Source organism: Micromonospora sp. NPDC007271, assembly GCF_040634005.1.
Taxonomy (GTDB): domain Bacteria; phylum Actinomycetota; class Actinomycetes; order Mycobacteriales; family Micromonosporaceae; genus Micromonospora.
This window is the reverse complement of the sequence record NZ_JBEYER010000043.1, coordinates 1-19,959: the sequence shown is the minus strand read 5'-3', so window position 1 is coordinate 19,959 and position 19,959 is coordinate 1. Positions and strand designations below refer to the sequence as shown.

The 19,959-nt window shown below is 73.2% G+C and carries 17 protein-coding genes; 7 read left to right on the top strand and 10 right to left on the bottom strand.

Going from position 1 to position 19,959, the window contains the following annotated elements; translation table 11 throughout:
* Positions 1–9 precede the first annotated feature (9 nt).
* The gene (tilS, locus tag ABZ570_RS17185) at positions 10–1,023 is read left to right on the top strand and encodes a tRNA lysidine(34) synthetase TilS (RefSeq protein WP_358063888.1); all 1,014 of its coding nucleotides are present in this window, start codon (positions 10–12) and stop codon (positions 1,021–1,023) included.
* Positions 1,024–1,047: 24 nt separating this feature from the next.
* Here the strand turns inward: tilS and ABZ570_RS17180 are convergent, their stop codons facing one another.
* Complete coding sequence (locus ABZ570_RS17180) at positions 1,048–2,007, bottom strand: helix-turn-helix domain-containing protein (protein WP_358063796.1); 960 nt, start codon at positions 2,005–2,007, stop codon at positions 1,048–1,050.
* Positions 2,008–2,157: 150 nt separating this feature from the next.
* On the opposite strand from ABZ570_RS17180, the gene ABZ570_RS17175 reads away from it, so the two are divergent.
* The 4 genes from ABZ570_RS17175 (at position 2,158) to folE (ending at position 6,058) form a co-directional block, all read left to right on the top strand.
* On the top strand, positions 2,158–2,295 hold the full coding sequence (locus ABZ570_RS17175) for a hypothetical protein (protein ID WP_358063793.1): 138 nt from the start codon (positions 2,158–2,160) through the stop codon (positions 2,293–2,295).
* Between the two features lie 99 nt (positions 2,296–2,394).
* The gene (hpt, locus tag ABZ570_RS17170; protein WP_089004926.1) at positions 2,395–2,970 is read left to right on the top strand and encodes a hypoxanthine phosphoribosyltransferase; all 576 of its coding nucleotides are present in this window, start codon (positions 2,395–2,397) and stop codon (positions 2,968–2,970) included.
* Between the two features lie 383 nt (positions 2,971–3,353).
* On the top strand, positions 3,354–5,360 hold the full coding sequence (gene ftsH / locus ABZ570_RS17165) for an ATP-dependent zinc metalloprotease FtsH (protein WP_358063885.1): 2,007 nt from the start codon (positions 3,354–3,356) through the stop codon (positions 5,358–5,360).
* A gap of 32 nt (positions 5,361–5,392) precedes the next feature.
* A complete protein-coding gene (gene folE / locus ABZ570_RS17160; RefSeq protein ID WP_358063883.1) occupies positions 5,393–6,058 on the top strand; it encodes a GTP cyclohydrolase I FolE in 666 nt (221 codons plus the stop codon).
* 95 nt (positions 6,059–6,153) lie between these two features.
* Here folE and ABZ570_RS17155 read toward each other — a convergent pair whose 3' ends face one another.
* Positions 6,154–6,855 (bottom strand): hypothetical protein, encoded by a 702-nt coding sequence (locus ABZ570_RS17155; RefSeq protein WP_358063790.1) that lies wholly within the window; start codon positions 6,853–6,855, stop codon positions 6,154–6,156.
* Positions 6,852–9,425: an FtsK/SpoIIIE domain-containing protein gene (locus ABZ570_RS17150; RefSeq protein ID WP_358063881.1), complete on the bottom strand. Its 2,574-nt coding sequence runs from the start codon at positions 9,423–9,425 to the stop codon at positions 6,852–6,854. The genes ABZ570_RS17155 and ABZ570_RS17150 overlap by 4 nt, the downstream gene beginning before the upstream one ends.
* A gap of 287 nt (positions 9,426–9,712) precedes the next feature.
* Here ABZ570_RS17150 and ABZ570_RS17145 point away from each other — a divergent pair, with 287 nt between their 5' ends.
* Positions 9,713–10,270 carry a hypothetical protein gene (locus tag ABZ570_RS17145; protein WP_358063878.1) on the top strand — a complete coding sequence of 186 codons (558 nt, stop codon included), beginning with the start codon at positions 9,713–9,715 and terminating at the stop codon, positions 10,268–10,270.
* Between the two features lie 6 nt (positions 10,271–10,276).
* On the opposite strand, the gene ABZ570_RS17140 is transcribed toward ABZ570_RS17145, so the two are convergent.
* The 7 genes from ABZ570_RS17140 to ABZ570_RS17110 are packed head-to-tail and all read right to left on the bottom strand — an operon-like array spanning position 10,277 to position 18,687.
* Positions 10,277–10,876, bottom strand: coding sequence for a hypothetical protein (locus tag ABZ570_RS17140; RefSeq protein ID WP_358063788.1), 600 nt, complete (start codon positions 10,874–10,876; stop codon positions 10,277–10,279).
* 11 nt (positions 10,877–10,887) lie between these two features.
* Entirely contained in the window at positions 10,888–12,042 is a 1,155-nt protein-coding gene (locus tag ABZ570_RS17135) for a M23 family metallopeptidase (protein ID WP_358063875.1), read from the bottom strand.
* 14 nt (positions 12,043–12,056) lie between these two features.
* The gene (locus ABZ570_RS17130; RefSeq protein WP_358063785.1) at positions 12,057–12,614 is read right to left on the bottom strand and encodes a hypothetical protein; all 558 of its coding nucleotides are present in this window, start codon (positions 12,612–12,614) and stop codon (positions 12,057–12,059) included.
* Positions 12,611–14,539 carry an MFS transporter gene (locus ABZ570_RS17125; protein ID WP_358063782.1) on the bottom strand — a complete coding sequence of 643 codons (1,929 nt, stop codon included), beginning with the start codon at positions 14,537–14,539 and terminating at the stop codon, positions 12,611–12,613. The genes ABZ570_RS17130 and ABZ570_RS17125 overlap by 4 nt, the downstream gene beginning before the upstream one ends.
* 1 nt (position 14,540) lies before the next feature.
* Complete coding sequence (locus ABZ570_RS17120; protein ID WP_358063779.1) at positions 14,541–17,948, bottom strand: ATP-binding protein; 3,408 nt, start codon at positions 17,946–17,948, stop codon at positions 14,541–14,543.
* A 49-nt stretch (positions 17,949–17,997) separates the two neighbouring features.
* Entirely contained in the window at positions 17,998–18,360 is a 363-nt protein-coding gene (locus tag ABZ570_RS17115) for a hypothetical protein (RefSeq protein WP_358063776.1), read from the bottom strand.
* 12 nt (positions 18,361–18,372) lie between these two features.
* Entirely contained in the window at positions 18,373–18,687 is a 315-nt protein-coding gene (locus ABZ570_RS17110) for a hypothetical protein (RefSeq protein WP_358063773.1), read from the bottom strand.
* A 356-nt stretch (positions 18,688–19,043) separates the two neighbouring features.
* On the opposite strand from ABZ570_RS17110, the gene folP reads away from it, so the two are divergent.
* A complete protein-coding gene (folP, locus tag ABZ570_RS17105) occupies positions 19,044–19,910 on the top strand; it encodes a dihydropteroate synthase (protein WP_358063770.1) in 867 nt (288 codons plus the stop codon).
* Positions 19,911–19,959 lie beyond the last annotated feature (49 nt).

Genomic DNA, 19,959 nt, shown 5'->3' with positions numbered 1-19,959 from the left:
GAGCCGGTCTTGCGAGCCCCGCAGTCGCGAACAGGAGCCGGGACCGCCGCGCTCGCGCCGCCGGTCGCCGCCATCCGGGTCGCCGTACGCCGGGCGTTGTCCGGGCTGCCCGGGGCCGGGCCGGTGCTGGTGGCCTGCTCCGGCGGCGCCGACTCGCTGGCGCTGGCCGCCGCGGCCGCCTTCGTCGCGCCCCGCCTCGGCCGGCGCGCCGGCCTGGTGACCGTCGACCACGGTCTGCAACCGGGCTCGGCCGAGCGGGCCGAGTCGGTTGCCGGCTGGGCGCGCGGGCAGGGACTGGATCCGGTCGAGGCGGTGCCCGTGCGGGTCGCTGGGCGTACCGGCGGCCCGGAGGCAGCCGCCCGGGAGGCCCGCTACGAGGCGCTGGTCGACGCCGCCCGCCGGCACGACGCCGCCGCCGTACTGCTCGGCCACACCCGCGACGACCAGGCCGAGACCGTGCTGCTCGCGCTCGCCCGGGGCGCCGGCCCGCGCGGCCTGGCCGGGATGCCGGAACGCCGTCAGCTGGCCGGGGTGACGCTGCTGCGCCCGCTGCTCGACGTCGCCCGGGAGGACACCCGCAAGGCGTGCGCCGCGCTCGGTCTGGCCCCCTGGGACGACCCGCACAACGTCGACCCGGCGTACGCCCGCTCCCGGGTCCGCGCCGACGCGCTGCCGGCCCTGGTCCGGGCGCTCGGGCCCGGGGTGGTGGACAACCTCGCCCGGACCGCCCGCCAGATCGCGGCCGACACCACCGCCCTCGACGAGCTGGCCGCCGCCGCGCTCGTCGAGGTGCGGGCCGCCGCGGGCGGGCTCGCCGTCGAGGCGCTGGCCGCGCTACCGGCCGCGGTACGCACCCGGGTGCTGCACGCCTGGGCCCGGGAGTTGGGCGCCTCGCCGGCCGCCCTGTCGCACCGGCACGTCGCCGCGCTGGACGCACTGGTCACCGACTGGCACGGCCAGGGTGCCGTACACCTGCCCGGCGGGCTGCCCGTGGTCCGCCGCGCCGGCCGGCTGACCGCCTGATCCATTCCAGTCCGGCGGCGGTGATCAGGCCTCGACGCGTTCGCGGAACGTGGTCCGGTAGGCGTGCGGGGTGGTGCCGACCCGGCGGGTGAAGTGATGCCGCAGCGCCGCCGCGTCGCCGAAGCCGGCCCGGTCGGCGACGTTCTCCACGCTCAGCGGGGTCTCTTCGAGCAGGCGCCGGGCCAGCAGCACCCGCTGGTTGACCAGCCAGTCGTGCGGGGTGGTGCCGGTCTCGGCGCGGAACCGCCGGGCGAAGGTACGCGGGGCCATCCCGGCCCGGACGGCCAGCTCGTCCACGGTCACCGCCCGGTCCAGGTGGCCCATCAGCCACGCCAGCACCGGCTCCAGGGTGGGCGCCTCCGGCGCCTTCGGGATCGGCGCCTCGACGTACTGGGACTGGCCACCGTCGCGGTGCGGCGGGACGACCATCCGCCGGGCCAGCCGGGTGGCCGTCGCCGACCCGTGCTCCTGGCGGACCAGGTGCAGGCAGGCGTCGATGCCGGCGGCGGTGCCCGCGCTGGTCAGCAGCCGCCCGTCGGACACGTAGAGCGAGTCGCAGCGCACCCGCGCCGCCGGGAACCGCCGTTGCAGCTCGTCGACGTGCCGCCAGTGGGTGGTGCAGTCCCGGCCGTCGAGCAGGCCCGCCTCGCCCAGCACGAAAGCGCCGGAGCAGACGCTGAACACCCAGGCGCCCCGGCCGGCGGCCCGGCGCAGGGCCGCCAGCACCGGCTCCGGGACGGGCGCCCCGGGGGTGTGTGCCGGCACGGCCACCAGGTCCGCCTCCTCCACCGGGGCCAGGTCGGCGTGCGGGGTGAGCAGGAAGCCGGAGCGGGTGCGGACCGGCCGGCCGTCCGCCGTGCAGACGTCGAAGCGGTAGCCGGGGAAACCGTCGGCCCTCCGGTCGGTACCGAAGACCTCGGCGAGGACGCCGAGTTCGAACGCGGCGACCTCGTCCAGCGCGATGACGGCGACGGAGCGGAGCATGTGACGAGGGTAACTCGATAGGTGGCAGAAAATCGACGGTCTCTGGCATTCCTGCCACTGTCCGGGTGGTGCGGTGGGGCGCAGACTGGGACATGTCCGGTGCGCACCGGTGGCGAAACCGACCTCAACCAGGCGAAAGTGAGCGCCGCCATGACTGCCCTGCTGCTCCTGCTCTTCCTGCTGCTCCTCGCCGTCGCGAGCGCCGTCGGGCTGACCGTCGACACCCGGGACTCGGCCGACTGGAAACAGACCGACGACGGCCGCCGTTGGTCGTCCCGTACCTGCTGAGGTGACTCGCACCTTCTGCCGCGAATATCCCGGCGGGACCGCGCCCAAAAGGGGCGGCCCCGCCGACGCAGGCCATCCGGCGTACGGCAGGCTAGGAGCATGGCTGACGGCTCCTGGTACGACGCCGACATCGACCACGTGATCATTTCCGAGGCGCAGATCCGTGAGAAGACCGCGGAACTGGCCAAGCAGGTCTCCGCGGACTACGCGCACGTCGAGGACGGACTGTTGCTCGTCTGCGTGCTGAAGGGCGCGGTCATGTTCATGGCCGACTTCGCCCGGGCGCTGGGCCGCCAGGGCCCGCCCGCCGAGCTGGAGTTCATGGCCGTCTCCTCGTACGGCCAGGGCACCACCTCGTCCGGGGTGGTCCGGATCCTCAAGGACCTGGACCGGGACATCGCCGGCCGGCACGTGGTGGTCGTCGAGGACATCGTCGACTCCGGCCTGACCCTCTCCTGGCTGCTGCGCTACCTGGAGTCCCGCTCCGCGGCCAGCGTCGAGGTGGTCGCCCTGTTCCGCAAGCCGGACGCGGTCAAGGTGCCCGTCCCGGTCAAGTACGTCGGCTTCGACATCCCGACCGAGTTCGTCGTCGGCTACGGCCTCGACTTCGGCGAGCGGTACCGTGAGCTGCCCTACGTCGGCGTACTCAAGCCCGAGGTGTACGCCCGGGCCTGAGGCCGGCCCGTCCGCACCGGTACCGTCAAGCGGACGTACAGCGGGCTTTCAGCCTTCCGGTCTACGGTAGAGGCCGGTGACGTGGAGGCACCCTCCACGCCCAGCCCCTCGAAGCGCTTGACCGTGCGTTCGGGTGGCCGGGTGAGGAGCTCTTCGCCACACCGGCCCAATCCCGGGTTCGCCGTACGCGTAAGTGCCGGGCTCGCAAGCTCACATCTGGCCCGAACGGTGTACCGTCGAATGACCGCGGCGCGGAAACTTTCGCGCCTCGGGGTCGGGGCCGGCCCGCACGGCGGCTGCGGCGCCGCCCGAGGCGGCGACACCATTAAGACGGTCAGGACGTCGATCAGGAGGATGCGGGCGTCTCGATGCCCGACGACAGTATGGAACGTACGCGTTTCTTCCGCCGACCGGTGGTCTGGATCATCCTGGTCATCCTCGGCGCCGTTGTGCTCAGTCAGCTCTTCACCGCTGGCCCCAGTTTCCACCGGGTAGACACGTCGGTGGCGCTGGACCAGCTCCATACCGCCAAGATCAATAAGGTCGTCTTCCAGGACAAGGAGCAGACGCTCCAGCTGGAACTCGCCCAGAAGACCAAGTTCGGCGACACCACGACCGACCGGATCGAGGCCCAGTTCCCGTACCAGGCGGGCAATGACGTCTGGAAGCAGGTGCTGGACGCCAAGGCCGCCGACCGGATCACCGGCCCGGCCGACGCCAAGGTCTCGTCGGACAGCATCTGGGTCAGCCTGCTGGTCAACCTGCTCCCCATCGTGCTGCTCGTGCTCCTGCTGCTGTTCTTCATGTCGCAGATGCAGGGCGGCGGCTCCCGGGTGCTCAACTTTGGCAAGTCCAAGGCCAAGATGATCACCAAGGACACGCCGAAGACCACCTTCGCGGACGTGGCCGGGGCGGACGAGGCCGTCGAGGAACTGCACGAGATCAAGGACTTCCTGCAGAACCCGGCGAAGTACCAGGCCCTGGGCGCCAAGATCCCCAAGGGTGTGCTGCTCTTCGGCCCGCCCGGTACCGGTAAGACCCTGCTCGCCAGGGCGGTCGCCGGTGAGGCCGGGGTGCCCTTCTACTCCATCTCCGGCTCGGACTTCGTGGAGATGTTCGTCGGTGTCGGCGCCAGCCGGGTCCGCGACCTCTTCGAGCAGGCCAAGTCGAACGCGCCGGCGATCGTCTTCGTCGACGAGATCGACGCCGTCGGCCGGCACCGTGGCGCCGGCATGGGCGGCGGCCACGACGAGCGGGAGCAGACCCTCAACCAGCTCCTCGTCGAGATGGACGGCTTCGACACCAAGGGCGGCGTCATCCTGATCGCCGCCACCAACCGGCCGGACATCCTCGACCCGGCGCTGCTGCGCCCGGGCCGCTTCGACCGGCAGATCCCGGTCGACGCCCCCGACATGGAGGGCCGCAAGGCGATCCTGCGGGTGCACGCCAAGGGCAAGCCGTTCACGCCCGACGTCGACCTCGACTCGGTCGCCCGGCGTACCCCCGGCTTCAGCGGCGCCGACCTGGCCAACGTCATCAACGAGGCCGCGCTGCTCACCGCCCGCAAGGACCAGCGGGCGATCACCAACGACTCCCTGGAGGAGTCGATCGACCGGGTGATCGCCGGCCCGCAGCGCCGGACCCGGGTGATGAGCGACCAGGAGAAGAAGATCACCGCGTACCACGAGGGTGGGCACGCGCTGGTCGCCTGGGCGCTGCCGCACGCCGCGCCGGTGCACAAGGTGACGATCCTGTCCCGGGGTCGGTCGCTGGGCCACACCCTGGTCCTGCCGACCGAGGACAAGTACACCCAGACCCGGGCCGAGATGATCGACACCCTGGCGTACGCGCTGGGCGGCCGGGCCGCCGAGGAGCTGGTCTTCCACGAGCCCACCACCGGCGCCGGCAACGACATCGAGAAGGCCACCCAGCTGGCCCGCGCGATGATCACCCAGTACGGCATGAGCTCCAAGCTCGGTGCGATCAAGTACGGCACCACCGGCGACGAGCCGTTCCTCGGCCGCAGCATGGGCCACGAGCGGGACTACTCGGACGCGGTGGCCGCCGAGATCGACGGCGAGATGCGTGCGCTGATCGAGCTGGCCCACGACGAGGCCTGGGAGATCCTGGTGGAATACCGGGACGTCCTGGACAACATCGTGCTCGAGCTGATGGAGAAGGAGACCCTCTCCACCGCCGACATGGCCCGGATCTGCGCGCGGGTGGCGAAGCGCCCGCCGATGGCCCCGTACCACGGCTTCGGCAAGCGCCAGCCCTCCACCGAGCCGCCGGTGCTCACCCCGGCCGAGAAGGACGCCCTGAAGGCGCAGGCCCAGGCCGACGGTGCCGCGGTCGGTGGCTCCTCGAACAACTCGGACGGTACGCACTGAACACGGACGCCGCGGCCAGCCCCGACCAGGGGCTGGCCGCCTCGTCGACCGAGCCCGACGGTGACGAGGCCCTCGACTACGTCGCCGCGCGCCTGATCAGCGGCAAGCTCACGGGCCGCCCGGTCGAGGAGACCATGGACCTGGCCCGGATCGAGAAGGCCGTCCGGGAGATCCTCATCGCGGTCGGGGAGGACCCGGACCGGGACGGCCTCCAGCAGACGCCGGCCCGGGTCGCCCGCGCGTACGCCGAGCTCTTCGCCGGCCTGCGGGTGGATCCGGCACAGGTGCTCAGCACCACCTTCGAGGCCAACCACGAGGAGCTGGTGCTCGTCCGGGACATCGATGTGATGAGCCTCTGCGAGCACCACCTGCTCCCGTTCCGGGGCAGCGCCCACATCGGCTACATCCCGGGGCCGGACGGCCGGATCACCGGACTGTCCAAGCTGGCCCGGCTGGTCGAGGTCTTCGCCCGCCGCCCCCAGGTGCAGGAGCGGCTCACCTCGCAGATCGCCGACCTGCTGATGAGCAAGCTGGCCCCGCGCGGCGTCGTGGTGGTGCTCGAATGCGAGCACATGTGCATGGCGATGCGCGGCATCCAGAAGTCCGGCGCCAAGACGATCACCTCGGCGGTGCGGGGCACCCTCCAGCGGGACGCCAAGTCCCGCGCCGAGGCGATGGCCCTCATCATCCCCCGCTGAAGCGCAAGGAAGGGCACCTTCTCAACGCCTCCGTAGAGAAGGGCTCCCTTCTCACACCGCCTTGGGCGGGTGCGGCAACCGGTCCGGCGACAGAGTCAGCCGACCAGCACCGCCAGGAGGATCCCGGCGGTGGCCAGCACCGCCGGGACCAGGCACACCAGCGCGCCGAACCGGGGCGTCCGGTCCACCCGGTCCGTCGGGCGGGGCCGGAACAGCCGTCCCACCGCGAGCCAACCCGCCATGAACGCGACCGCCGGCATCGGCAGCCCCACCACCAGCGCCGCGATGCTCGCCGGACCGGTGCCGGTGGCGAGGAAGAGCACCAGCTGGACCAGTGGGACCACCAGCGCCAGCGGCCCGTACACCAGCAGGTTGCGGGGGCGCGCCGGCCAACGCGCCAGCCGGGGCAGGCCCCGCGCGGTCAGTGTGTCGTCGGCGCTGTCCGCCCAGCCCCGGGCCGTCCGCAGGCAGGCCAGCACCGCCGCCGGACCGCCCGCCATCGACCGGGCCGCCTCGGTGACCTCCGGCGGCGTCGGCACCAGCGAGATCGCCGGTACGCCCTGCTCGCGTAGCTGCGACTGCTGCGCGGCCAGCCGCTCCCGTACCGCGGTCAGCTCCTCCCGGGCCGCCGCCACCGACCGGGCCTGCTCGCCGGCGGCGGTCGCCGCGGCCCGGCGTACCCCGTCGAGCTGCCGGGCGGCGACGACATAGTCCGCCCACGCCGCCTCGACCGGGTCGACCTCGGCCGCCGGGCCGCCGGACCGGGGCGCGGGGACCGCCGTACCGGTCTCGCTCACGCCGGCTCCTCCCCGAACGGCACCAGGACCGTCCCCTGCTCACCGGGGCCGTCCCAGAGCACGGCCCGCCCCGGCCGGGGCCGCCACAGCACCGGCCGGTCGAAGAGCTGCTCCAGTCGGCCGCCCGGCACGTCGGTCGCGACCACGGCGGTCAACTTGTCCACCTCGCCCTCCGGGCCCAGCAGCCCCACCAGCGGTGTCACCGAGCGCCACCAGCCGAGCAGGTGCCGCCCGGCGGGTGGCCCCTCCAGCAGCAGCGCCCGCAGCAGGTCGGCTGGCAACTCGGACGCGTCCGGCACGTCCAGCCCGAACACCACCAGGTACCCCGGCTCGCCGGCCTCCAGCGCGGCCCGCAGGCCGGCCACGTCGACGGTCGCCACCCCGTGCCGCTCGGCCAGTTCAGCAGCGAGAGCCGTGGCCGCCTCGGCCGATCCGTTCGCCAGCGGGGCCAGCACGAACCGCGCCGAGCCGTGGTGCGCGGCCACACTCCGGACGGCCGTGACCAGCAGCCGCTCGGCCTCCTCGTCCCGGCCCAGCACGGCCAGGTTCCGGCCCGCGGCCGGCCCGAGGGGTACGGCCGCCGTGGACCGGCGTACGTCCACCGCCCGCCCGAGCAGCGCCGCCGGGGCGTGCGCCCGACCCGCCAGGGCGGCCCGGTAACGCGGGTCGTTGGCGAGCAACGGGCGCGCATACCCGGCGAAGACCACCGGCGGCGTGGCGCCCTCCGGGCGGGCCGACCACAGCCGCTGCCGCAGCGTGTCGAGGACGTCCGGGGCCGCGTGCGGGTCCGGGAAGCGGATCATCCGCTCGTGGCCCCGGGTCGCGCCGCGCGGCCCGCCCAGCCCGCCCGCGGTGTTCACCACCGCGCTGCCCACCGGCAGGCCCGCGGCCGCGTCGTTCGTCGGCTCCAGCACGGCCGCCCCGCCGGGCAGCGCCACCCGGACCGGGAACTGGCCGAGCAGCGGGTCGCGGGGGCCGCCGATGCCCAGGTCGCCCTCGCCGGCCAGGACCAGGTGGATCCCGTACGCCCGCGCGGCTCTTGCCAGCGCCTCCAGCCGGACCAGGAAGTCCGTGGCCAACCGGTCCCGTTCCCGCAGCAGCAGCGGGAAGCCGTCGATCACGCAGACGATCCGGGGCAGCGACTGGTGCTGGCGCAGCTCCGCGTAGCGCTGCCCGCCGGCCCGCCGGCCCGAGTCCTCCCGGCGGCGCAGCTCCGCCTCCAGCACGTGGAGCAGGTCCAGAACGTACTCCCGGTCGGCGGCCATCCCGGCGGCCCGGACCTGCGGCACCCAGGACCGGTCCCGCTCGGTCTGGAGGAACTCCACGAAGGACTCACCCTCGCCGAGGTCGGCCAGATAGAGGGCCAGCTCTTCGGGGCCGTACCGGGCGGCCAGGCCGAACAGCACGTTGGTGAGGAACGCCGACCGGCCCGCCTGGGAGCGACCGCTGACCAGCCAGTGGGGGGTCAGCTCGGTGAAACCGAGGCTGACCGGCCGGCCGGCCGCGTCACCGACCGTCGTGGCGAGCCCGTCGGCGGAGTTTGACGTCCACCGGTCGCTATCGGGCAGCAGATCGGTCAGGGTGAGCCGGGAGCCGTCCTCGATCTGCCGGGCCAGCCGGCGGCAGACCTCAGTGACCACGTCCTGCGGCGGGTCCTCCTCGATGAAGACCGGCGAGTTCAGGCCGCCGGGCGGCTCGGCGCCGGGGCTGCTCAACCCCATGCCAGGCGGATCGCCCACCAGCGCGTAGGCCGTGCGGACCGTCAGCGGGGTCGCCTGGGGCAGCGGTGCGCCGGCTGGCCAGCCGGCCACCACCAGGTGCAGACCCGCGCGGTGGCCCTGGGTTGCCAGCTCCTCGACCCGGGCGAGGTCGGACGGGGCGGTGCCGTCGGGCAGGGCCGCCACCATCAGCAGCAGCGTACGGTCGACGGCTCCAGGTCGCTGCGCGGCGTCAGACGCGCCGACCTGGAGCCGTCGCAGCCCGCGTTGCCGGGCCGTGCCGGCCGCCACCCACTGCTCGGCCTCGGCCAGGACCGCCCGGAGCCCGGCCAGGTCGGTGGCGGGCGGCGGCAGCAGCCCCGCGTCGGCGAGCGCGGCGAAGTCGAGGAACGTACCCCCGCCCCCGGTGCCGTCCACGGCGCGGGCCAGCAGGCCGCCGGCCGGGGTGGCGGCGAGCAGCCGGAGCAGGAGGGCTCGGAGCAGCCCGGCCACCCGCGGATCGCGGGCGTCGATGTCGATGCTCAGGTGTCCACTGCCGAACAGCGGCACCAGAGCCGGGAACCGGGCGTCGTCCAACGGTGCCGCGGTGCCCACCCGGACCACCGGAGGTGGGCCGTCCCCGGGCGGGGTGGCCGGGGCCAGCGTCTCCAGCGGGGCGCCGGCCCAGCCCGGCGCGGCGAGCGCCGCCGCCGTCCGGAGCCGCTCCGCCAGCTCGTACTGTCGATGGTGGTCGGCCGGGGCGGGTCGGATCTCGTCGAGGATGCCGGCAGCCGCGGTCGCGGTGGCCTCAGCCTTCCGGTGCAGCGCAGCGGCCCGGCCGGCTCGCGCCTTCGGACTCGCCACCGCGTCCACCTCACTTCCCGAGGCCGACATCTCCTCCCCGAGCTGTGACGGTATCCCAGCCGGCGTCCCTCCCCCGGGATGTCGGTCGGCGCTGCGCCGCTCTTTGCGCCGGTCTCCGCGCCGCTCTCTGCGTCGGCGTGACCAGGCTCACCGTGGCCGCAGACCAGCCGGCTGCCGGGTCCGATGTCGGCCGGCCAGGGCGTGCCGCGCCCAACCGCCCGGCGGTTCGCCACGATCCGGGGATCTGGGGCATTGGGTACGCGAGGCGCAGCCGATAGCCTCAGGAGGTGGAATCAGTGCAGCCCCCCGCCGGTTCCCAGGTCTCCCGGGTACCGGCGCAGCGGACCCCGCCCGAGCAGTTGGCGCCCCCCGCGCCAGCTCCGGCGCCGGACCGTCCGCGCCGGCCGCTGCGTACCGTCCTCACGGTCGTCGCCGGGCTGCTGGCGCTGCTCTGCGCCGGCGGTGCCGTCGTCGGTTTCGTGCTGTACGACCGCGCCACCGCCCCCGACCGCAGCGCCCCCGACGTCGTGGTGGACAACTACCTTCGTGCGTTCCTGGTCGACCGCAACGACACAAAGGCACAGGAGTTCACCTGCCAAGATCGGGTTTACCTCGGCGGCCTTCGATCATTCCGCGATGAGCTTCTGGCGCGTGAGAAGAGGTTTGCTACGACGATCTCGGTTAGCTGGGGTGCTCTGAGCGCGCAGCAGACGGGTGATCGCGCGGTCGTCACCGTGGACCTCATCATTTCGGCGTTTGTCGACGGCATTTCGCAGAGCGATCGGCAGGCCTGGCAGTTCGAAACCCGACACGGCGATGGTTGGCGGGTCTGTGGGGGGCAACGGGCCGACTGAGCCCGCTTACTCGAGCCACAGCAGGTGGACCGGGACCTCCAGGGTGGTGGGTGGCTGGCCGTGCCATGCCCAGCGGTACCACTCCAACTCCGGGGCCACCCGGACGCAGATGTCCCCGTCCGCACTGGAGTAGGTCTCGGTCACCGCGCGAAGGTCGCGCTGCTCGGCCGTTCCCGCCACCCGCACCACGCGTCGGCCAGCCACCGAGTCCGCCTCGAAGACCGGGGTCGGCGCGCGATGGCTGGGCTCGTCGAGGGAGACGAGCCGGATCCCCGACTCCGTGGGGCGGCCGGACGGCCGGCGTTCACCGACCATCTCCACCCAGACCCGCTCCACCGGCACCAGTGGCGCGAAGACCTCCACCTGCTCGGACTCTGCGCGGTACCACTCGTGCTCCGGGATGACCGGCACGTACGTCCGGCTGCCCTGTACCACCCGCTCGTCGGCGCGTAGGTCACCGCGCCAACCGAGACCGGGCAGACCGACCAGCACCCGCCGGCCGCGCAGCTCGATTCCGCTGGTGGCAGGCACGATCTCGACGGGCCGCGGTGGCAGCGGTGCCCAGTCGGGCTGGTCCGCGAAGGGATCGGGTAGCGGGCTGCTCATGAGTCAGGGCCTCACGCGGTGCCGTCCAGTGGTGCGCCGCGCTCCCGCATGAACGGCACCGGGTTGATCGCGCCGCGGCTCGACCGGTCGGCGTCCACGTGCACCTCGAAGTGCAGGTGCGGGCCCGAGGAGTTCCCGCTGCTACCGGAGAGGCCGATCTCCTGTCCGGCCTCCACCGACTGCCCCGGCACCACGTGTGGGCGCCTGACCATGTGGCAGTAGCGGGTGATGTATCCGCCGGCGTGCAGGATGTCCACGAACCAGCCGCAACCACCCTTGCCCGGCCAGCCGTCCCGGTCGCAGTCCCGCCGGCCGGAGTGGTCGGGATCGCAACGGGCGACCAGCACCCGACCGGCGGACGCCGCGTGGATCGGCGTCTCCTTGTCCGCAGCGATGTCGACGCCGTTGTGTCGGGGGCGCTCGGCGGTGCGGAAGCCGGAGCCGACGCCACCAGCGATCGGGGCGGTCCAGCCCGACGCGGCGATCCGGGTACCGGCTGCGGCATCGCACACCGCCTTGCCGGCGATCTCCACGGTGCGGGCGGCGCCAGCGGCCAGCGCGTCCACGATCCGCCCGGCCAGGTCCTCGTGCTTGGCGTACGCGTCGGGAAAGGCGCTGACCTGAACCCGCTGTGCCACCACGGTCAGCGGCCGCCGCTGCCAGTTCGGCACCTTGAGCATCTTCTCGTAGAACTTCCGCGCGGCGTACGAGGGAGTCATCCGCTGCTGGACACTGCCCCAGCCGGGCCGCTGCTGGAACAGGCCGAGCGAGTCGTGGTCCGATCCGACGCCCTCGTGCGGCAGCGCCAGCGAGGCCGGCACGGTGCTGTTGGCGAGGTTGCGCAGCGCGGACTCCTGCATTGCGGTGGCCAGCGCGATCACCCAGCCGCGAGCGGGCACGTTCATGTCCTGGCCGACCTTGATGATGACGGCCGCGTTGCGCAGCTGGCCGTCGCCGTACTCGGGGAAGCGCGGCATGTCCCCCGTGAGATCGACCTGGTAGGAGGGGTCGCAGGCCAGGGCGGCGGTCAGCTTGCCCTTCTCGTCGCCGCCCAGCTCGGTGAGGAGGAACGCACCGGCGCCACCGACGCAGCAGAGCAGGGTGAGCACCGTGGCCACCGCGGCGGCCAGGACGCCGAGCCGCAGCCTCCGCCGGCCGGGCACCATGCCCGCCGCGGCGCTCACTGCCGCTCCCAGTCGATTGCGTCCACCAGCCAGCGGCCGTCCGAGGCCACCAGTTCGAGCCGGAGCTGGCCGTTGTCGAGCGGGATCCGTGCCTCCACGAAGGACTCCGTCCGGGCCCGGAGGGTCACCTGACCGGTCACTTTCCGGGCGGGCACGCTCTCCGGGTCCGCGCCGGCCAACTTCTCGGTCAGCGCGGGCGTGGAGAGCGGCCGCAGCGTGCCCTGCCACTTGTCTGCGCTGCTGCCCGGGCCGGTCAGCCAGGCGGTGGCGAAGCGGTCGGCGGCCTGTTCGGGGCTCAGCTCGCCCGGGAACATCTTCGGGGTAGGTGCCCTCGGGGTCGACAGCACCCCGTCGTCACCGGCCTCCGGGTCGACGGTGCTGATCGGCTCCCGTGGCCGGTTGCTCAGCCCGGCAGCCGGGTCGATCGGCCCGGACACCAGGCGGGCCGCGCCGATCACGCCGAACACCAGGGCGGCGATCACGAGCGCGATGCCGAGCCGCGACCGCAGCACCCGGGTGAAGAGGAACTCCAACGCCCGACGCATCGGCCTCACCGCGCCTCGGAGCGCACCCGCGGAGCCGGCTTGGCGGGTGCCCGGTCGGCCGAGTCCGGCCGGTAGATGGCGAAGGAAGGCGCCTCCTCCGGCACGTCGGGTTCCGTCCAGCTCGCCGGTTGGCGGCGTGGGCGTGGCGCTGCCCGCCCGCCCGGCCGTTCGGGCGCGGGGGCCTCGGCGGCCCGTTCCCGCCCGTCCGGCCGCTCCCGTTCGGTGACCGTGGCGGTGTGCGACGGATCCTCATGCCGCGCCTCCGGCCGGAGGCTGCTCTGCTCGAGCGTGACCCCGCGCCGCCGGCCGACCGCCGGCTCGGCGGTGCCGCCGGGCTCGGCCACGTCCAGCCGGGCCGCGACTCGCATGTCGCGGAAGAAGCGGCGGTGCCAGGAACCGGCCGAGCTGATCGCCTCGCTGCTGTCCTTGCCGCCGAGTTGGGTGATCCGCCGGTACGGGCGGAGCAGCAGCCAGCCCACCACGCCGCAGAGCCAGACGAGGACCACCTGCAGCCAGCCGGGCAGCGTCGGGGTGTTCATGATGAGATCGACCGCGAACAGGTAGATGGCCGCGCCGGTGCCGAAGATGGCGACGTTGAAGACCGCCGCCACCACCGCGTTCGCCAGCCGGCGAAGGCCGGCGCTCGCCGGGCGCAGCAGACCGACCGTGCCGAGGATCGGTGCGGCGATCACCGCCCACCGGAAGATCAGGAAGCCGAGCAGCACCAGCAGCGAGGCGGTCAGGTCGAACATCGCGAAGAGCAGCGAGGCCAGCACCGCGATGAAACCGGCACCGATCCGGTCCATGTCCCGGACACCCTGGAGGTACTCGTACGCCTCCGGGTCCTCCGTCTTGATCTGCTCGGCGACCTTCGCCCACTGCTGCTGCTTGGCCTTGATTGTGGCGTCGCGCGTCGCTGGGTTCTGGCGGAGCTTCTCCGCCTCCTCCCAGGTGAGCGACTTGGCGTCGTAGAGGGCCGGGCCGTACTTCCTGGCGGTCTCGCTGTCGGCCGAGCCGAGCACGCCTCGCAGCCAGTTCCGGTACAGCATGGTTTCCGTGGCGGTGTCGCTGGCCCGAACGGCGGGGGGCCGCTTGTCGACGCAGGCGTCCGGGTTCGGTAGCGCACACTTGTCCGCAGGGATGTCCTTGGACGCCGGGCCGACCGCGTCGTGTACCACGCCGAGGGTGCTGATCAGGGTGTTGTCGGCGATGTTCGCCGACTTCACCGGCCAGGCCGCCAGGGCGGTCACCGCCACCATCACCAGCAGGGCCCAACCGGCCGTGGTCATGGCGTTGCTCATGTCCGACTGGCGTGAGCGCCACATGAGGTAGAGGCCGACCACACAGAGGGTGATGATGCCGAAGACGCTGAACACCTTCTGGTAGACGGCCTTGGTGGCCTGCTCCACCAACGGGTCTGCCCAGGCCCACATCGACCGCGGGTCCCAGGCCCGCTCCCGCAGCGCGTTCGATGCCCCGATCACCGCGTTGGCGAACATGAACTCGCCGTTCGCGACCATGGTCGTGAAGCGGTAGTCCGGGTGGAGCACCGACGACGCGCAGCCGCCGTCGACGTCGTACGTCGTGTAGCTGTACCCGGCGTAGCCGTAGTCGCTGTAGAGCCCCTTGGGCCCGGGGAGCTTGGCGGAGTCGGGGCGGGAGGCGAACCAGCCGGCCAGACCCGAGTCGGGCGCGCCGGGCACCGGCGCGTTGCGGCACTCGACCTGGTCCTGGCTGACCTCCTTCAGCTTGGCGACGCAGGCGCGGAAGTCGACCTGCCACTCCTTGGTGCTGCAGAGTTCGGCCCGGGCCTGGGCGGCCGGTGTGGTGGCGTACGCGGGTGCCGCCCCGACCACCGGCCAGGCGATGGTGGCCACGGCGAGTACGCCGAGCGCGAGGAGGAGCGCCGCGATCCGTGCCCGGGCCCTCGCCATGTCACGCCTCCAGATCAGCCAGGACGGTCGGCAGTGCCCCGGCCGCCTGGGCGACCGCGGCGGGGGTGGTGTCCAGGTGTTCCAGCAGCCCGTCGACGTACGACACGTCGACCCGGACCTTCTGCACCCGCCCGTCGACGTCCCGCATCACGAACTCGCGGAAGCCGAGCCGGGTGGCGGAACCGGAGTCCGCCTGGGACAGCGACGCCAGGGTGGCCTCGTAGCCGTCGTTGACCGGCACCCGGAGCAGGCGCAGCGCCTCGGAGGCGATCTCGTTGTCCTCGGCGATCCGGCCGACGAACACGGTGGAGACCAGGTTCTGCACGTCGAGGCCGAGGATGTCCTTCGGGTTCTGCGAGGCGACCAGGGCGGCGAGGTTCCACTTGCGGGAGTCGCGGGCGAGGCGGACCAGGAACGACCGCCCGGAACGCCAGCCCTCCATGAAGTGCGCCTCGTCCAGCCCGACCAGCTTGCGGGAGGACATCGAGCCGCCGTAGCAGCGCCGGACGGCGAGCCGGTGCGCGGTGTGCAGCATCGGCAGGGCGAGCGCCTCCTCGGCCGACCAGTACTCGCGCTCGATCTTGAGGTCGGGCAGCCGGAGCCCGGCCATGGTGATCACGGTGAGCGCGGCGTCGGCGCCGAGCAGGTTCTCCGGCGGTCGGCCGAAGAAGAGCATGGCCAGCGGCATCTCGGCCGTGTCCAGCAGGAGGTTGGCCAGTTCCCGGCCGGCGTCGTCGTCCAGCCCCTGCAGGCAGGCGACGACGTCGTCCAGGGTGGACGTCTCCTCGGCCGGCACCTGGCGTACGGCGTGCCGGAACAGGGTGGCGGTGGAGGCCTCCCGGGCCACCTGCGGCGGCACCAGCATCATGCAGATGTCCTGCACCAGCATGCGGCGTTCGGCACGGGCGTTGGAAATCGCGATCTCGAACTCCCGGTCGCCCGCCGCCCCCTCGCTGAACTCGCTGCGCAATGGCGTCGGGATCAGCGCGTACGGGGCGAGGGTGCCCTGCTCGGAGCCGGTCAGGTTGAGCACCCGCGAGTACGGCGCCAGCTCCGGCATCGCACAGAGCCGGGCCAGCGGGCCGGACGGGTCGAGCAGGGTCACCTGGACGCCGCGCCGGGCGGCCAGGTAGCCGAGCGCGCCGAGCAGGGTGGACTTGCCACCGCCCGGCTCGGCGACGAAGACCGCGAGGCCGGAGCGCTCGCGTACCTCCATGGGGAAGTGCAGGTCGAGAAAGACCGGCCGGCGGCAGGTGCCGGCCGTGCGGCCGATCAGGTCGCCGCGGCGGTCGCCGACCGTGGAGGCGGCCTGCGGCAAGGCCGCGGCGAGCAGGTTGACCGGCATCCGCCGGACGTAGCCGGTGTTGGCGATCGGCTCGCCGGGGATGAATTCGCGGGCCAGCCAGTCCTGGTTCTTCGGGTGCTGTAGCGAGATTCGCAGCTCCCGGGAGTAGAGCTGGATGAGCCGGCGGGCCCGCTCCAGGCACTCCTCGCGGGTCCGCCCGCCGACCGCGATCCGGTGCCAGCCGTGCGCGCGGGCCGAGTCGACCGGCAGGCCGGTGGTCATCTCGTCGCCGATCACCAGCGCCCGCTTGGCGAGCCGTTCCAGCTCCGGCGGCGCGTCGATGCCGTGCTCGGCGTAGTCGAGCTGCTGGGAGCGGATCATCCGGAGCCGGTGCTCCAGGTTCCGGAAGGAGTCGCCGGAGCCGAGGATGTCCACCCGGGTGGACAACTCCATCGGCCACGGCAGCCGCTCATGGAAGTGCAGCCAGGGCTCGTGCCGCTCGGGGATCTCCAGGGGCTCCATCCGGCCGACCGCGAGGACGGCCACGTGCCGCTCCTCGCCGGTCATCCGGTTGACCAGCTTCACCGTGGAGCCGTACGGGGTGCGGTAGCGCTCCACCTGCTCGGTGAGGGCGAGCAGGTCCCCCCGCTCCCACCGCCCGTTGGTGACCGGGGAGAGGGCGCCGGGCGGCGCCATGCAGAGCGCGACCGAGCGGTAGAGCAGCCACTCGAGTTCCTGCGCGGTCACCCGGCGTCCACGCATGCCGAACGCGCCGAGCACCTCGTCGAACTGCTCGACGGTGCGCCCCAGCTTGCGGCGCTCGCCGTCGGCGGTGCCCCGGCCGAAGGCGCGCAGCAGCCGCTCGGTGAGCGAGTCGCCCAGCGACCGGCGAGCGAAGGTGACGCCGAGGTACGTCTGCCCCTCGGCGTGGTTGACCGCCATCAGGTGCCGTTGCGCGGCGACCAGGTGGTCGGCCCAGCCGGGCGTACCGGGCACGTCGGGCAGCGGCGACGCGGTGTGCGCGTCGATGGTGCGGGCCCACTCGTCGGCCGGGAAGGGTCGGGTGGTGCGGCGCAGGTGAAGCCGGAAGCCGGCCAGGCCGGCGTACTGCTCCGAGATCGCCGAGAGCAGCGCCTCCCGCTCGGCGTCGGGGCGGAACGCCCAGCGCACCTCGGGCAGCCAGTACCAGGCGGTGACCGTGTTCGGGGTGAAGGTGAGGTGGCCGGCGATCTCGGTGATCGCCAGCTCCACCGACGGGTCGCGGTCCCCGAACTTGATCTTCGGGGGACGGACGCGGACCGGTTTCACCGGCTTCCCGCTGCGTTCCGCGGACCGCTGCCGGGGCGGGGCCACCTCGCGGGTGGCGTTGGTGGCGACCTCGCGGCCGTTCGGCCGGACCGCCTCCGCCGTGCGCCGGTCGGCCCGGCGGGCCGGGCGCTCGACGGTGGGCTCCGGGTCGGTCAGCTCGGGCTCGGCCGTGGGCCGCAGTGCGGGGAGCCGCTCGCCGGGCTGGTGCGGCACCCGGGCACGGGGTGCGGGCGCCGGATCGAGGGCGGCCGTCCGCCCGGCGGGCCGGTCCGGCGGCTCGGCATCGTGGGTGTGCTCGGGGACCTCGCGGCCCCGGCCCACCGGTCGGACGCCCGGGGCGGTCTCCCGCGGCCGGGCGGTGACCGGCTCGTCGGGCGGCGCGTCACGGCCGGCGGACGTGACCGGCGCCGCCGGGGCGGCGGGCTGGTGCGGGATCGCCGGCGCCTCCCGCCCGAGGCCTCGGCGGGGCGGCGCCACCACCGGGGCCGGCTCCGCCGGGGCCGGTGCCGCGGGACGGGTGGCCGGACGCCGTACGCCGGGCTGCGCGCCGCCGAAGAGGTCGAGGAACGGCGAGTCGATGTCGCTGTTGTCGACCACCGCCGGCGCCCGCTGCTCGTGCCCGGAGGCGCGCGGCGTCACCGGCCGGGGCGGCTGGAAGACCCCGACCCGGCCGTGCCCGGGGCTGGTCACCAGGGCCGGGTCCAGCGCGACCTCGTCCGGTTCCTCGTCCTGTGGGTAGTCGAACGATCGCGCTCGGTTACCGTACTGATCGGCCGGACGTCCGGCCGGGGAACCCGGCGTGGAAGAGCGACTCATGCGATCGCCTCACCCGCGTCGTTCGTCTGCGCTGTCGGCGTACGCCCGGTCATGCCAGTTCCTCCCGGATCCTGATCCGGCTGGCCACCAGGCGCGGGTCGCGCAGTTCGGCCGCCGGCTCCCGGGTGCGTCGCCAGTCGGTCAGCGCGGTCCGGATGACCATGCGCGCCGGCCGGTCCGGATCGACGTGCCGGAAGATGAACGAGGTGGTCACGATGGCGAGCGCGATCTCCCAGGCGGGAAAGAGCTCGACCTGCAGCGTGAACAGCCAGTGGATGAACACGTAGAGGGGTACGAGCAGCATGAACAGGCCGTACTGGGCGTACGGCAGGTGGACGGGAAGGGTGTACCCGGGCGGCCCGAGGTAGACGAGACGAGCCCGGTAGATGTCGTCGTCGGTGCGCAGCCGCATGGTTGCCCGCGCCTATTCGAAGATCAGCTTGATCAGGTAGTCGCCGACGAAGAAGAGCGTGGCGGCGCCCGCGATGAAGGCCAGGCCGACGATGGCTATCGCGGAGCTGGTCAGCACCTTGGAGATTTCGCCTCGGCTCGCGCGCCCGATGAAGATGACGCCGAGCACCGCGAGCAGGATCGGCGCGACCTTGCTGGCGAAGAAGGAGACGATCTTATCGGTGGCGATGCCCTTGGGGGCCGGCTCGGCGAGTGGAGTCGACGCCAGGGCGTGGAGCGCGTGGTCGACGGCTGAGGTCACCGTCCCCATGAGCTCGATGGCGATCACTGGAAACCTCCCCATGTCGCGGCCGGCGGCGCCGCGGTGGTGCATTAAGGCAAGCCTGGCGGGATGTGCTCAGTTGGCACAGCGTCCCTGACGCTGTGTTCGTCACCCACCACAGAGAGTGGTGAGCTTTGGGGGGATTCTTCCCGCTTCGGCCCTCCCTCCAGGCTTCGCCATCTCGATGCTGGGCAATTCCAAAGCGTACGGGCCGGGCACCTTTGCGACAACCCGCGAAGAGTCGACCCGAAGCGACCCGGACGACCGATCGTACATCTGTTCCAATCCCCATGTCAGCGGCGTTGCCGGTGGTCCTCCCCCGGGCCGCCGGAAGCCCTGCTGGCGACCGGTACTGTCTGGTCGTGACCGATCTGGTACGGGCGCAGGTCCCGGTGGTGATGGGCGTCCTCAACGTCACGCCCGACTCCTTCTCCGATGGTGGTAGATACGCCGATCTCGACGCCGCCGTCGGACACGGAGTGCGACTGCGTGCGGAGGGCGCGGACCTGGTCGACGTGGGCGGTGAGTCGACCCGGCCCGGCGCCGAGCGGGTCGACGCGGAGACCGAGATCGGCCGGGTGCTGCCGGTGATCCGCGCGCTGAGCGCCGCCGGCATCCCGATCAGCATCGACACCAGCCGGGCCCGGGTCGCCGAGGCGGCCCTCGGCGCCGGCGCCGACGTGGTCAACGACGTCTCCGGCGGCCTCGCCGATCCGGACATGGCCCGGGTGGTCCGCGACGCCGGCTGTCCCTGGGTGCTCATGCACTGGCGGGGGCACTCCCGACAGATGCGTGACCTGGCCACCTATCAGGACGTGGTGGCCGACGTCCGGGCCGAACTGAGCCAGCGGGTCGACGAGGCGCTGGCCGCGGGGGTCGCCGCGGACAAGATCATCATCGACCCGGGGCTCGGCTTCGCGAAGACCGCCGCGCACAACTGGGAACTCAGCGCCCGCCTGCCCGAGTTGGTGGACCTCGGCTTCCCGCTGCTGTTCGGGTCGAGCCGCAAGTCGTACCTGGGCCGGCTGCTCGCCGACGCCGACGGCACCCCCCGAGCCACCTCCGGGCGCGCGGCAGCCACCATCGCCACCAGCGTGCTCGCCGTCGCGGCCGGCGCCTGGGGGGTACGCGTGCATGACGTACGCGGGACCGCTGACGCGCTGGCCGTCTGGCGGGCCACCGGCAGCCCGCGCCTGGTGCCGCCGGCCGGCGACCAGGGGGACCGGTGAGCGCGAGGAGTGAGCCGGTTTTGCGAGCCCCGCAGTCGCGAACGAAGGT

What these genes read in the sequence shown, in the direction of transcription:
- hpt (WP_089004926.1), top strand. Translation starts at nt 2,395, where the DNA reads ATGGCTGACGGCTCCTGGTACGACGCCGACATCGACCACGTGATCATT.
- ftsH (WP_358063885.1), top strand. Translation starts at nt 3,354, where the DNA reads ATGGAACGTACGCGTTTCTTCCGCCGACCGGTGGTCTGGATCATCCTG.
- ABZ570_RS17120 (WP_358063779.1), bottom strand. Translation starts at nt 17,948, where the DNA reads ATGAGTCGCTCTTCCACGCCGGGTTCCCCGGCCGGACGTCCGGCCGAT.
- ABZ570_RS17135 (WP_358063875.1), bottom strand. Translation starts at nt 12,042, where the DNA reads ATGGTGCCCGGCCGGCGGAGGCTGCGGCTCGGCGTCCTGGCCGCCGCG.
- ABZ570_RS17175 (WP_358063793.1), top strand. Translation starts at nt 2,158, where the DNA reads ATGACTGCCCTGCTGCTCCTGCTCTTCCTGCTGCTCCTCGCCGTCGCG.
- ABZ570_RS17180 (WP_358063796.1), bottom strand. Translation starts at nt 2,007, where the DNA reads ATGCTCCGCTCCGTCGCCGTCATCGCGCTGGACGAGGTCGCCGCGTTC.
- ABZ570_RS17140 (WP_358063788.1), bottom strand. Translation starts at nt 10,876, where the DNA reads ATGAGCAGCCCGCTACCCGATCCCTTCGCGGACCAGCCCGACTGGGCA.
- ABZ570_RS17125 (WP_358063782.1), bottom strand. Translation starts at nt 14,539, where the DNA reads ATGGCGAGGGCCCGGGCACGGATCGCGGCGCTCCTCCTCGCGCTCGGC.
- ABZ570_RS17115 (WP_358063776.1), bottom strand. Translation starts at nt 18,360, where the DNA reads ATGCGGCTGCGCACCGACGACGACATCTACCGGGCTCGTCTCGTCTAC.